Source organism: Flavobacterium sp. 2755, assembly GCF_031455715.1.
Classification (GTDB): domain Bacteria; phylum Bacteroidota; class Bacteroidia; order Flavobacteriales; family Flavobacteriaceae; genus Flavobacterium.
In genome coordinates, this window is record NZ_JAVDTG010000003.1 from 1 (window position 1) to 14,796 (window position 14,796).

6 protein-coding genes are annotated in these 14,796 nt (G+C 36.3%); all 6 read right to left on the reverse strand.

Annotation, left to right across the window (positions count from 1 at the left end):
- Positions 1-8,414: hypothetical protein (locus J2Y38_RS07280; RefSeq protein WP_309840939.1), on the reverse strand; the 8,414-nt coding region annotated here is incomplete at its 3' end.
- Between the two features lie 1,243 nt (positions 8,415-9,657).
- Positions 9,658-10,131 (reverse strand): DUF6495 family protein, encoded by a 474-nt coding sequence (locus J2Y38_RS07285; protein WP_309840940.1) that lies wholly within the window; start codon positions 10,129-10,131, stop codon positions 9,658-9,660.
- A 94-nt stretch (positions 10,132-10,225) separates the two neighbouring features.
- Positions 10,226-13,396 (reverse strand): TonB-dependent receptor, encoded by a 3,171-nt coding sequence (locus J2Y38_RS07290; protein ID WP_309840941.1) that lies wholly within the window; start codon positions 13,394-13,396, stop codon positions 10,226-10,228.
- A 100-nt stretch (positions 13,397-13,496) separates the two neighbouring features.
- A complete protein-coding gene (rplI, locus tag J2Y38_RS07295) occupies positions 13,497-13,937 on the reverse strand; it encodes a 50S ribosomal protein L9 (protein WP_053473459.1) in 441 nt (146 codons plus the stop codon).
- Between the two features lie 66 nt (positions 13,938-14,003).
- Entirely contained in the window at positions 14,004-14,300 is a 297-nt protein-coding gene (gene rpsR, locus J2Y38_RS07300; protein ID WP_002987043.1) for a 30S ribosomal protein S18, read from the reverse strand.
- Between the two features lie 5 nt (positions 14,301-14,305).
- Positions 14,306-14,647, reverse strand: a complete 342-nt coding sequence (gene rpsF, locus J2Y38_RS07305) for a 30S ribosomal protein S6 (RefSeq protein WP_041518692.1) — start codon at positions 14,645-14,647, stop codon at positions 14,306-14,308.
- Positions 14,648-14,796 lie beyond the last annotated feature (149 nt).

Below are 14,796 nucleotides of genomic sequence, written 5' to 3' on the forward strand. Positions count from 1 at the left end.
TCTGTTGTAGCTGGTGTTCCCGGATCGGTTACACTTACTGCAATGGCTAACCTAACATTACTTTCACAGTTTGTTGTTGGATTTAAAATTGAAGCGTAGTAGTTTCCTGTTACCAAAGCTGTTGTAGTTGGAATCGCTGTTCCGCCTGTCGCAGCTGTGTACCAAACTATTGTGCCTACAGCTGGTGTGTTTACTTGGATATCAGCAACAATTGGCGCATCAACTAAACAGAAATCTTGTGTGGCATCTGTTGTAGCTGGTGTTCCCGGATCGGTTACACTTACTGCAATGGCTAACCTAACATTACTTTCACAGTTTGTTGTTGGATTTAAAATTGAAGCATAGTAGTTTCCTGTTACCAAAGCTGTTGTAGCTGGAATCGCTGTTCCGCCTGTAGCAGCTGTATACCAAACTATTGTTCCAACAGCTGGTGTGTTTACTTGGATATCAGCAACAGTTGGCGCATCAACTAAACAGAAATCTTGTGTGGCATCTGTTGTAGCTGGTGTTCCCGGATCGGTTACACTTACTGCAATTGCTAATCTAACATTACTTTCACAGTTTGTTGTTGGATCTAGAATTGAAGCGTAATATGTACCTGTTACCAATGCTGTTGTAGTAGGAACTGCTGTTCCGCCTGTAGCAACTGTATACCAAACTATTGTTCCAACAGCTGGTGTATTCACCTGAATGTCGGCAACGGTTGGTGCATCAACTAAACAGAAATCTTGTGTTGCATCTGTAGTGGTTGGAGTTCCCGGATCAGTTACACTTACTGCAACTGCTAATCTAACATTGCTCTCGCAGTTTGTTGTAGCATTTAAAATTGAAGCATAATAATTTCCTGTTACTAAAGCTGTTGTAGTTGGAATCGCTGTTCCGCCTGTAGCAGCTGTATACCAAACTATTGTTCCAACAGCTGGTGTATTGACCTGAATGTCGGCAACGGTTGGCGCATCAACTAAACAGAAATCCTGAGTGGCATCTGTAGTAGTTGGTGTTCCCGGATCGGTTACACTTACTCCAATTGCTAATCTAACATTGCTTTCGCAGTTTGTTGTAGCATTTAAAATTGAAGCGTAGTATGTTCCTGTTACCAATGCTGTTGTAGTAGGAATCGCTGTTCCGCCTGTCGCAGCTGTGTACCAAACTATTGTACCTACAGCTGGCGTGTTTACCTGAATATCAGCAACTGTTGGTGCATCAACTAAACAAAAATCTTGTGTCGTATCTATTGTGGTTGGTGTTCCAGGATCGGTTACACTTACCGCAACTGCTAATCTAACACTGCTTTCGCAGTTTGTTGTTCCGTTCAAGATTGAAGCGTAGTAGTTTCCAGTTACTAATGCTGTTGTAGCTGGAATCGCTGTTCCGCCTGTCGCAGCTGTGTACCAAACTATTGTTCCAACAGCTGGTGTATTCACCTGAATGTCGGCAACGGTTGGTGCATCAACTAAACAGAAATCTTGTGTTGCATCTGTAGTGGTTGGAGTTCCCGGATCAGTTACACTTACTGCAACTGCTAATCTAACATTGCTCTCGCAGTTTGTTGTAGCATTTAAAATTGAAGCATAATAATTTCCTGTTACTAAAGCTGTTGTAGTTGGAATCGCTGTTCCGCCTGTAGCAGCTGTATACCAAACTATTGTTCCAACAGCTGGTGTATTGACCTGAATGTCGGCAACGGTTGGCGCATCAACTAAACAGAAATCCTGAGTGGCATCTGTAGTAGTTGGTGTTCCCGGATCGGTTACACTTACTGCAATTGCTAATCTAACATTGCTTTCGCAGTTTGTTGTAGCATTTAAAATTGAAGCGTAGTATGTTCCTGTTACCAATGCTGTTGTAGTAGGAATCGCTGTTCCGCCTGTCGCAGCTGTGTACCAAACTATTGTACCTACAGCTGGCGTGTTTACCTGAATATCAGCAACTGTTGGTGCATCAACTAAACAAAAATCTTGTGTCGTATCTATTGTGGTTGGTGTTCCAGGATCGGTTACACTTACCGCAACTGCTAATCTAACACTGCTTTCGCAGTTTGTTGTAGCATTTAAAATTGAAGCATAATAATTTCCTGTTACTAAAGCTGTTGTAGTTGGAATCGCTGTTCCGCCTGTAGCAGCTGTATACCAAACTATTGTTCCAACAGCTGGTGTATTGACCTGAATGTCGGCAACGGTTGGCGCATCAACTAAACAGAAATCCTGAGTGGCATCTGTAGTAGTTGGTGTTCCCGGATCGGTTACACTTACTGCAATTGCTAATCTAACGCTGCTTTCACAACCTGTAATAGCATCTGTTGCTGCTCCATAATAAGTTCCTGTTGTTAATGCTGTTGTAGATGGAATCGCTGTTCCGCCTGTTGAAACATTATACCAAACTACATTTGATTCATTTACCTGAATACTTGCAATTGTTGGTGCATCAACTAAACAGAAATCTTGTGTTGCATCTGTGGTTGTTGGCGTATTTGGATCACTTATTATAATTACAGCATCTTGTAATGTTCCTGCAAGATTTTCACAAGTATTATCGCTGGCTACAGCCACGTGATAAGTAATTGGACTCATTGCTTTTGTTAATCCTACAGCTGTTAAAACACCTGCAGCATTAATTGTATAAGTAACTCCTGCTATAACTGAACCATTTGTGATTGGCTGCGTTCTGGCTGCATCTAAATACCAGGTAAATACCGGATTTGTTAATATTGGTGCAGTTGGAGTCAATGATGCCGGTACGCTGTGACAAACTGTTAAATCATCAACTAAAATGTCATTGACAGTTGAAGGAGGCAGAATTGTAAATGTAATTTGTTTTCTGTCTGCAACTGCAGTTTCACAAAACTGATCTCCGCTAACTCCTACATAATAGGTATAAGTTCCCGGAGCTAATCCGTTAACGATTAATTGTGCAGTTGTTTCTCCAGGAATCAACTGAGCTGTAGTACCGTTAAAGCTGTACCAGTAATAAACAGGATTTGTTACAACTGGTGTTCCGCTTAAACTTGTTGCTAAAGTTACAGTTCCTGATGGAGAACAAATTGAAGTTGTAGTTCCTCCATTTAAAGTAATATTTGTTAAAGCATTTACCGGAGCTGAAGCTTTAATTTCAACTGTTACTTCTCCTCTTGCAAAAGTTTCACATCCATAACGTACTGGTTGAACGTAGTATTTATAGATTCCTGCTGTTAAACTTGCTGGTACTGTATAAGTAATTCCTGTAGCAAGTGCAGTTCCTCCTGTTGGTGCATCATACCAAATATAAGTTGAACAGGCTTCTTCGGGTATTTGAAGCGTTATATCTGTTCCTGGGCAGACCGTTATTTTATTTTCCGGATCTGCTCCTATTACGGTTGTGTTTGCAACTCTTTCTACTGTATGAACTCTTAAGAAATCTAATACTCCTGCAACTCCTCCCAAACGAATTCTTACTCTATCGTAAACTTCTGTTGGTGAAGTAACAAGTGCCACTGCCATTGAATTTCCTGGTAATAATCTTAAGCTCAATAATGTACTTGTATTTTGAATTGGAGCTCCAACGGCAACACTTCCTAAATAACGCTGAATCGTAAATCCTGTCAATAAATTAACATCTAAAAGTGCTCCCGGTTTTGAGATCACAATTCTTAGTGTATCACTTACAACAGATGGTGTTTTAAATTCTACTGTTAAATCGGCAGCAGCCAAAACTCCTAATCCGCTATACATTGTTGCAAAAGTTGTAATGTCATTGTCTGCAATATTCCATGCATCGTTCACTCCTACTGCAGTTGTAACAGCTCCAATTCCTAAATCAGCTGCGCCGTAAAAAATATCGCGGATATCTCCAGGCGTACAAGCTACACTTGAAACTGATCTGTTATAATGTGCATCGAATACTTTTGTGTTTTGGGCTGCACTTAATAGTGAAGCTGACTGAATACGTATTCCGTCATAATCCTGTGGACCTGAAGCGTCTGAAGGAACAAAAGTAAACTCATAGGTATTATCTCCAGAAATTAAATTCAATAAAGAGCCTGATACAGATTGCATTGTTCCAATATCAACTCCTCCAATTGTTCCAATTACTGATAAATTTTGACCTACTGCTAATAAACTTAATTCAGAACCCAATTTAATAGTTACCGGTGTTCCTTTTACAATTGGCGCCGGCCATGTTAAATTTTGCCAGGTTGTACCCACTCCTAAAAGTCCTAAACCTGTAGTAATTGTAGAGAATGTCTGCGGATCACCATCGACTGCATTTGCTCCGTCAGTAACCGTTCCCGTAACTATTGATCCCATTGTTTGTGCAGTTGCATAAACTCTTTCTGTTAAAGATTGACAGTTGCTAAGATCAATTACGTTAATTACTTTGGTTGCAGTTGCAGAACAAATTCCGTCGCTGGCAACAACAGTATAAGTATAAACTCCCGGTGTATTTAAAACTCCGGTAGTAAATGTTGGCCCGGTTAAAGCATTACCTTGCGGATCAAACCATGAAATTGTTCCGGTTGATGTTGCTGTTAAAGTAACATTTGAACCTATATTTACTGATTCTGATGGGTTTGTTACAACTAAGCTTGGCAATGCATTTATGGTCACCGTTACAGATTGTTGTACCGAAGGACAAGTAACTCCATTACCCTGAGCCAAAATTGAATAAACACCACTTAATGTAATATTAGCTGCAGCATCTGCAGTTATTACATTATTTGATGGATCATAAAAAGTATAAGTTGTATTTCCTGTTGAATCAAAATTAGTTATTGCATTTCCTAAATTAGCACTTCCACAACCTGTCAATGTTGAGTTCACCGTTAAAACAGTAGTTGAAGGGAAGTTAACGGTTACTTGTTTTAATGTTCCGTTTACATTTTCACAAGTTCCGCCATTTAAAATGGATACAAAATAATTATAAGGTGTTCCTGCAGCATTTAAACCTGCTATAGTAAGTTCTCCTGTTATAGCATCTTTAGTAAATGTTACTCCCGGCTGAGCTGCGACAGTAGTTCCTGTTATAATTTCCTGAGTTTTATTTTGATCTGTATAATATTTAAACTCAGCTCCTGCAATTGTTGATGATGTTGGAGTTAATATTGCACCTCCGGTACAAGTAGCCTCAACTGGAGTTGCAATTGTAACATCAGCATCTGTAGGAATTGGCAGTACTGTAACTGTAACAGCCTGACGTAAACTATTAATACAAGTTCCTCCACGAGTTCCTTCTAAATAATATGTTGTAGTAGAAGTTAATGGAAGCGTTGGATTAACGGCTACAATATTTCCGCCTGTTGGAGCATCATACCAGGTAAAAGTTTCTGTTCCTGTTGAAGAAGCGGTTAAAGAAGCGGTCTGTCCTGAACAAATTGGTGCCGAAGCTCCTGTTATTGTTGCATTTGGAAACCTATAAGAAGCATCATAAATATCTAAAGATACAAGCGCACTTACTATTCCTGTTAATCGAACTTGTACACTTGTAAATGGACCTGCCGCAACAAAACTTGCTCTAAAACGGTTACCACCTAAAAGCTGAACATTAACAAGATTACTGATATTAGACTGATCGGCATTAGGAGTTACCCCGTTGAAACTTTGTAAACTAATATTAGAAAGTGCACTAATATCCAGTAAACCAACAGGAATTCCTAACTCTACATCAATTATATCACCAGCTTGACCTGGAGATGTAAAAGTTAAAGTTTGTTGTATAAAATCTAATAATCCTAATGGAATTGTAAGTGTCGTCGCTGTTGCATTGTTACCGTCAACAGAAGCTGCGTCATTAGCTGAAGTACATGTAATACAGCCTAAAACTACTCCTCCTCTTGTAATAGCCTGAGAGTTGGCTTGCAAACAAGTACTTATAGTATTTATTACAATAACGTTTATTACACCTCGTACTGAGTTTCTACAATCTGTTGCTATATCTGCTGCTTCAACATAATAGGTTTTATTTGCAGTTAAAACTGGGCTTGGCGTATATGTTTGCGTATTAGTCGCTATCGCTAAACCACCAGTTGGAGTATCATACCAATTGTAGAAAACGCCTGCAACCGGATTTGAAACTGATAACGTAACTGTTTGTCCAGATTGTATAATAACATCCTGAGAAGCAAAAGTTGGTACAGGAGGTAATGGAGTTACTGTTAAATTTACAGCCGTACGTGTTGGTGTTGAACAGCTTCCAATAACTGCTTCAACATAATAATTTGTATTTGCTGTTAAAGCTGGTGTCGTAAACGAAGTTCCTGTAAATACCAAATTTCCTCCTGATGCAGCATCGTACCAATTATAAGTAGTACCTGCCACCGGAGCCTGAACTGTTAAAGTCGTTGTCCCTCCGCTGCATATTGTTGATGGAGAAACATCAATTACCGGCAATACAGGATTATCTACTAAAACCTGAACTGGATTTCTCTCACTATTAACACAGCCATTTCTTGTTATTTCAACATAATAAGTCGTTGCTGTTGTTAAGGCTGGAGTTGTAAAGGCAGCTGTAGAAGCTAATGAAGCTCCGCCAGTCGCTGCGCTATACCAATTAACCGTTTCACCAACTGCAAGAGTCGCAGTTAATGTTGTCGTTTGTCCGCTGCAAATTGTTGTATTTCCAGTTATAACCGGAGCTTTATATCTATAAGTCGCCTGATAAATATCTAAATTTGTCAGTACTGTTGCTAAACCTCCTAATCGAATTTCTACACGATCAAAATTTGCTCCGGCAACTACGCTTGCTCTAAAACGATCACCGCTTAATAATTGCAAAGTAATTAACGGATTGTTAATTGAAACTCTGTCATTATTATAAGTTGCTCCATTATATGTTGCCAGACTAACAGCTCCTAATAATGAAAGATCAGCTAATCCGCCTGGTAATTCTAATTCAACATCAACAATATCACCCGTTTTTCCCGGATTCGTAAATTGTAATGTCTGCTGCACCCATCCATTAATTAAACCAATTGGAACAGTAAGTCTCGCTGCTGTTGCAGGATTTCCATCTACCGAATTATTTGGATTGGTAGAACTACATAATAAACATAAACCATTTTGAGTAGTCTGCTGGCTGCTCGCTTCAAGACACCCGCCTAAAGCTGCCGGCTGAACCGTAACGGTTATTGGAACTCTTACTGCACTAACACAACTTCCGTTTGGACTTTGAGCTTCAACATAATATGTTTTTGTTGCAGTTAAAATAGGCGTTGTAAAAGTTGCTGTATTTGTTGCAACTGGTGTTCCGCCTGTAGGCACATCATACCAATTTAATTGCGCTCCAATTTCAGAAGTTGTTGCATTTAAGGTTGCATTTTGACCTGACTGAATCGTAACACTCTGTGTTAAAACAGTTGGCGTCGCCGGAACTGCTGTAGAAACTACATTGACTGCAGTTCGTGTAGGACTTATACAACTTCCTATCGCACCTTCTACATAAAAAGTTGTAGTACCCAAAGGTACTGTAGGTGAATATGTTGTTCCTGTTGCCAAGGCTACTCCTCCATTTGCAACAGAAAACCAGGAGTATGTTGTTCCCGGAATTGGGTTTAAAAGCGTTAAAGTAGTCTGCTGCGTTGCCCCTGTAGAACAAATAGCAGTTCCAGTGTTATTAACCGCCGGTGCGACTGGATTAGAAACATTAAGAACAACTGGTACTCGAACATTGCCTTCGCATCCGGCTGCACGGGAAATACCAATATAATAAGTAGTATTAGCATTTAATGCAGGAGTTGTAAAACTGTTTCCTGTTATTAATGGTGTTGTCGACGCTGCTGAGCTATACCATGCAAGTGTAGTTCCTGCAGCTGGAGTTGCTGTAAGCGTTGGTGTAGCTCCGGCACAAACCGTTTGTGTTAAACCACCAGTAACTGTAGGCTGTGCAAATTCTAATCGAACATCATAAATTCGTAAGCTGACTAAAAGACTTAAAAGTCCTCCAACCTGAATTTGAACTTGATTTGCATCACCTGTTAAGGTGTACTTTGCAACTGCTATGGTGTTTCCATTAAGCAAATTTAAGTTCAGCAGCGGACTATTTAAAGCCACACTTGAACCTACATTTACGCCAGATAGTTTGGTTTGAAGAGATGCATTAGATAATAATCCAACATCCAGCAAACCATTTCCTGTACCAAAATAAATTGCAATTTGATCTCCTGCTCTTGCCGTCTGGTTCAAGGTCAATGTTTCTTCGACGAAACAGCCTACTCCAACAGCATTGGTCAGGGTTGCAAAAGTCGTTAAGCCTGCGCTGTCATAAGCGTTGGCCGGACTATCTACATTTAATCCTACGCACAATAATCCGCCCTGACTATTTGTTTGAGACGTTGGTCTGCAAATAGTCTGCGCAAATGAATTCGTACATAATAAGAATAAAAATAATAGTCCGAATAATCTCTTCTGAAAGTTGAGACTACAAAAAGTAAATTTTTTTTTCATAATTTGGAAGATTAGAAAATGGACAATAAAATACCTGCTGCCATAAGCACGTATGCTTAGGCAATTAAAAAAAACATTAAAAATCAATTAGTTAAACTCTAAAACAAATCCTTAGCACATAAAGACTATAGTTTAAATTTTCATTAAAAAATTACGTTGTGTCGAGTATATCGAAATATACATTTGAGTCCTTTTTATTTTCTTCAAATAAAAAAAATCTCGAAACTTTTGGGAAATATTGATCTACACCAATCTTCCAAATGAAGTGATTTGTTTTAAAATTAATTTTCATAAAAGAAAATTTAAAGTGTAGGGGGGAGAATTTTAATTCAATAATATTTAACTAATTTCAAATAGAAAGTTGATTACTCTTTCTATGATTTTGATTTTTAGATAAATCAAAACCTAAATTGAATCAATTAGACATTAAAGATTTGTCCATTAAACATAAAATTTAATGGATAACATAATCGTCAACACAATGAAGACAACACTTTAGATATTTAGAATTGAATATTAAAAACTTTTTAAAAAAGTCTGTAACTAAAGAAGGATAATCAAAAGGAGGAAGAAGTTTATTTTTCTTCAGAATAATAAAATATAAAGCTAAAATGATATGAAGACCTAATGCAAACTCAATAATAAAGAAAGTAAATGTCAGTTCCATAAGCAGGGCGATTAAAGTTATTATTACAAAGCCGATTCGATTATAATTATTACATAGTATATTCTTTGATCTTAAAAGTCCAACAAAATTTTCTTTTGATTTTTATCGAAGAAAACCTAAAAAATATTTTGTTTAACTTTTGTATTCTAAAATTAGAAAAAACAAAAGAATAAAACAAGTATAAAATTCTTATTTTTTTGAGGTGAAGTAAAAATTAAAAATTAGTAAATCTTTCTTAATATAAGAAAATACGGCGATTTTAATACAGAAACGTCCCATTTTTCAAGGTTTAAAAATATTTGCATTTTTATGTTAAAATTAATATTTATAGGTTTATACCTACAATATAAATTACGCAATCGATTGATATTTAACAATTTTAAGTATATTATAATCTAAATCTTACTGAAATTAAATAAAATCTTAAAATTTTAATTATTAATACAAAACCGCGTAAAAATACGGGTATCAAAAAATACAAAAGTTTAAACAATAGTTAAAAAATTAAAAAAAGGATAAACAATTAACACAATCGCTTATCCTTTTATAATATTTTGAAAATGAAGTTATTACAACCTAAGATTCTAAAATTGTATTAATTTGAGTAAATAATTGTCCGTCACTTAAAAAAGCGCCCTGTTTGATCAATTCAAAAATAGAAGAATTTCTATCTTCAGTAAAGACCTTTTTTCCAACTTTCATTTCGATATTTTCAGTAAACATATTATCACTAAGCCACTGCAACCCTTCATTAGTTAAAAAATCAGTTTCCGAAACTAAAGACTTCAAAACTATCGATTGAACATAAGTATCAAAACATTGAAATAAAAAGATATGATTCTTTGAAAAATGCTCTAAAAATTCTGCTCTGCCTAAAACACCTTCCCAGATTAAATCTGAAAAAACATCTAGTTCCTGTTCTGCAACTTCTGGTTTATTTATTTTAAGAGAATCCCACTCTGCTTTATCTATTGCCTGAGTTGCTAAAAAACTTGCAAATTCTGCATGCAATTCATCAAACTGTTCTTTTGTTAATCTTGAGTACTTCATTTATTTTTTTATTATTTAAACGCTTTAAAAGAGCTTTTAGCAATAAAAAAGCCCCCGCAAATGCGAGGGCAAATTTATAACTTTTTTATCATTACTAAAAAATGTATCTAACACCAAATTGAGCCTGCCATCTCGAGGTTAAACTAGCATCATAGCTGAATGTTTTTGTCTGAGTATTATTAAAGGTATAAGTTGGCGTATTTCCAACAACAGTTACCCCAATAGGCTGAACACTAGTTGGTACCTGAACAACTCCCCAATCAGAATTTAATAAATTTCCAAAATTTAAAATATCGATACTAAACTGAATAGTGTTAGTTTTTTCAGATGCCGATGAATATTTAAAATTATAATCCTGTAATAACTTAATATCACAACGTCCTCTCCAAGGCGATATAGCGCCATAACGCTCCGCATATTGCCCTCTTCTGTCTTTCATATACTTATCCTGTGAAATAAATTTATCAAAAGCTTCACCCTGGCCAGGGCCGCTAAAAGTCATTTGAGCAATTTCTGCAGTTGTTGGAATATAAATCAAATCATTAACAGTAGAACCATCTCCGTTAATATCTCCTCCATACGTATAATTAAAACGTCCGCCCTGAGCATATTCAAAAAACGCAGAAACTGTAGTCGCCCATTTATCCTTTCCGTATTTCCATTTTTTTGAAGCTACACCAATAAAACGATGATTATCGCCATATTTAGAATTCGAAAGCACATCATTATTTACATTTCCTAAAGCCGGATTAAAAGAAAAAGCATCTCCGGTAATTTCCGCTTCAATAGAGTTAACATCTTTTGATTTCATATAATTATAAGCAACACTAGCATATAATCCGTTTACAAATGTTTTCTGCACTTTAACAGAAGCATTAAAAGCACTTCCTTTATCAGAATTTGTCATTACATACGCATTGTTTGCGCCATGATCTGCAGCCACATAAATTGGTCTGTTATCTACACCAGCCAATACTCCTGTTGGAGGTTTTAATCCCCAGTTTTGTACATGCACTGCATTAATATCTTTATTAAGCGATAAATCAAGTGTTACAATATAATTACTTTCAAATCGATGATCGTAACCTAAACTAGTTCTCCATACTTGCGGCCATTTATAATCCGGATCCATAATCTGCAAAAAGCTGTCATCTGCACCACTTACCTGATTTCCTAACCAAACAAAAGGAATTCTCCCTGTAAAAATTCCAGAGCCTCCTCTAAGCTGCGAAGTCGCATTTCCTTTTACATCCCAGTTAAAACCTATACGAGGCGACCATAAAATTCTATCGCTAGGCAAATCAGTCGAGATTAATTTTACCGCCTGACCTGTTTGCGGATTATAATAATCTATACTATTGTCCCTTCCTGCTCCTCCGTTATCAGTATCTATATATTTTTGAATCAAATCTGCAGTATTAAAGTATAATGGTTTATCAATTCTTAAACCTAAAGACAATTTAAAATCATCGCTTACACTAATATCATCCTGAGCATAAAGCGCCCACTGCCCTACGTTTAACTCTGCCAGTTTCCAGCCGCCGTCGCTGCCTACATCAAAGTTACTTTTTGAATTATAGATATCCTGCGCATACTGAAGATTTTGCGCAATAATACTTGTAGCATATGGTTTTGCCGCATCGGTCAAGAAATCCTGAACTGTGAAATAAGGCGTAAAGAATGTTCCTGCATAACCATTTGGATTTCCGAAATTATCATAACCCGCTAAGTTGAAAGAATTTTTAAAAGCAAATTTCTCAAAAGAAGTTCCAAAAGTAAAAGCATGTTTACCAACTGTATATGTTAGATTATCAGTAATTTGAATTACTTTTTGATCTAAAGTATTATTGATAGAAAATGGTTCATGACCTGCAATAATATAATTCGATCCTGCCCCATCCTGAATATTTATAACAGGCGCCGGAACAGAAAAAGGATCTCTGTAATCATTAAAATGAGTATAACCGGCCTGAAGTTTATTTGATACCGATTCGCTAAATTTAGAATTCAGCTCTACTAAAAAGGAACTCAATTTATTATTGATTTGATATCCTGAATTTCGAAATTGTAATATAGAAGCATTTGGCCCTCTAAAACCTAAAGCTGTTGGGTGCGCCGGTTTATCTTTTGAGGCATCGAGAAAATTATAAATAACTGCTAATTTATGATTATCATTAATATTCCAATCTACTTTTATAATTCCCTTACTTGAATTTGATTCATGCTTAAATCCCTGATAAGCACCTGTATTATAACCTAGTTTTGCCAAAGCATCAGAAACTGCGATTAAATCAGATTCTAAAACTCTTGATTCATTAATTCCGGTTACACCATCATTATTGTTCGCCACAAAATTAGAACCTAAATCACTTCGTTTATCAATTTCAAAATTCCCAAAAATGAATAACTTATCTTTAATGATTGGCGCACCCAAACTAAATCCAGCCTGAGTCTGCTCTAATGAAGGCACAAATATTTTCTCTCCTTTAATTTTACTCCCAGTTAAATCCTGATTTCTGTAAAAAGCATAGGCCGTACCATGGAATTCATTCGTTCCTGATTTAGTAACCGCATTTACAGAAGCCCCAGTAAAACCGGATAACGTTACATCATAAGGAGCTGTAGCAACCTGAATCTGCTCAATAGCATCTAATGAAATTGGCTGAGCTCCTGTCTGTCCTCCGGGAGTTGCAGCATCAAGTCCGAAAGGATTATTAAAAACTGCTCCGTTTAAAGAGTAATTATTATACTGATCATTTCTACCGCCAAAAGATCCACCGCTCGCAGTTGGCTCCAAACGGGTAAAATCTTCTGCTGATCTAGAAATTGTTGGCAGAGCTGTTAGCTCTCTCCTTCCAATTGTTGTTTCTGCACCGGTTTTTCCGCTTTTAAAAACCTTATCCTTTGAGGTGACTTTAACTTCTTCAAGAGTCTGACTTTCATCAGCAAGAAGTACATCTATATTAAATGGTTTTCCTAAATCCAGATATATGTCATTATATTCCTGACTTTGATACCCAACAAACGTTACTAAAATCTTGTAAGGTCCGCCAATTCTCATATTCAAAATATTAAACCTTCCATTTTCATTGGAAACGGCAGAATATTTAGTTCCAGTTGGAGTATGAACTGCTAAAATACCAGCTCCCGGTAGTAGTTCATTACCTGAACTTTTTACAATACCTTTTATACTCGACGTTGTAGTCTGTCCTGTGGCCACGGTGAGCCCCAACACACATAACATAAATGCAAATAGTTTTTTCATTTTCCTGGTTTTGAGTGAGTTAATTCCCTCAAAATTAGGCAAAAAAAAACCACTCCTAGGAGTGGTTTTCATATTTTATTAACAAGAAGTTAACAAAATGTTATTTTTCAGCGATAATCTCGTATGGTAATTCAACGATAACATCTCTGTGTAAACGGATGCTAGCTGTATATTTTCCTGTACGTTTTACGATACCACTAGTGATGAATTTTCTATCAATAGCGTTACCTGATTTCTCTAAAGCTTCAGCAATGTCGATGTTTGTGATAGAACCAAAAAGTTTCTCTCCACCAGCTTTTGCAGTAAGTTTAATTTCAAGAGCTTTTAAAGTTTCAGCTAATGCTTTAGCATCAGCAACAACTTTAGCTTCTTTATGTGCTCTTTGTTTTAGATTTTCAGCTAAAACTTTTTTAGCAGAAGGAGTTGCCAATGCAGCAAAACCTTGAGGAATTAAAAAGTTACGACCGTAACCAGGTTTTACAGATACTACATCATCTTTAAATCCTAAGTTTTGTACGTCTTGTTTTAAAATAAGTTCCATGTTGTTGTCCTTATATTTTAGAAGTTAGGTTCTGATTGAACAGAAACCAGCGACTAGAGTTTTTAATTATTTTAATAAATCGGCCACGTATGGCATTAAAGCTAAGTGACGAGCTCTTTTAACAGCTACAGAAACTTTTCTTTGGTATTTTAATGAAGTTCCAGTTAAACGACGAGGAAGAATTTTTCCTTGCTCATTTACGAATTTCAATAAGAAATCAGCATCTTTATAATCGATGTATTTGATTCCTGATTTTTTGAAACGGCAATACTTTTTAGTTTTGTTAGTTTCAATGTTTAAAGGCGTTAAATATCTGATATCTCCGTCTTTTTTTCCTTTTGCAGATTGCTCTATTGTAGACATAATGATTAAGCTTTAGTAGATTTTAATTTTGCTCTTCTTCTCTCCGCCCATGAAATAGCATGCTTGTCTAAACTTACAGTTAAGAAACGCATAACTCTTTCGTCACGTCTAAATTCAGTTTCAAAAGCAATTAGAACTTCTCCTGATACTTTGAACTCAAATAAGTGATAAAAACCACTTTTTTTGTTTTGGATTTCGTAAGCCATTTTTTTAAGACCCCAATCCTCTTTTGATACCATTTCAGCTCCTCTACTAGTAAGAAATTCTTCAAATTTCGTTACTGTTTCCTTCACCTGAACCTCAGATAAAACGGGATTTAAAATGAAAACAGTTTCATAATGATTCATAAATAAAAAATTTATTTGTTAAAATTGGGTGCAAAAGTAACCATTATTTTTAAATATACAACACATTTTTTCTATTATTCGTCATAATGCAAAAATTATACGTCTATTTTAGTTTTTTTTCCAAAAAAACTATACATTTACTACTGCTA

Excerpts from the sequence above, each read along its gene's own strand:
- rpsF (WP_041518692.1), bottom strand. The coding sequence starts at position 14,647 with ATGAATCATTATGAAACTGTTTTCATTTTAAATCCCGTTTTATCTGAG.
- rplI (WP_053473459.1), bottom strand. The coding sequence starts at position 13,937 with ATGGAACTTATTTTAAAACAAGACGTACAAAACTTAGGATTTAAAGAT.
- J2Y38_RS07285 (WP_309840940.1), bottom strand. The coding sequence starts at position 10,131 with ATGAAGTACTCAAGATTAACAAAAGAACAGTTTGATGAATTGCATGCA.
- rpsR (WP_002987043.1), bottom strand. The coding sequence starts at position 14,300 with ATGTCTACAATAGAGCAATCTGCAAAAGGAAAAAAAGACGGAGATATC.
- J2Y38_RS07290 (WP_309840941.1), bottom strand. The coding sequence starts at position 13,396 with ATGAAAAAACTATTTGCATTTATGTTATGTGTGTTGGGGCTCACCGTG.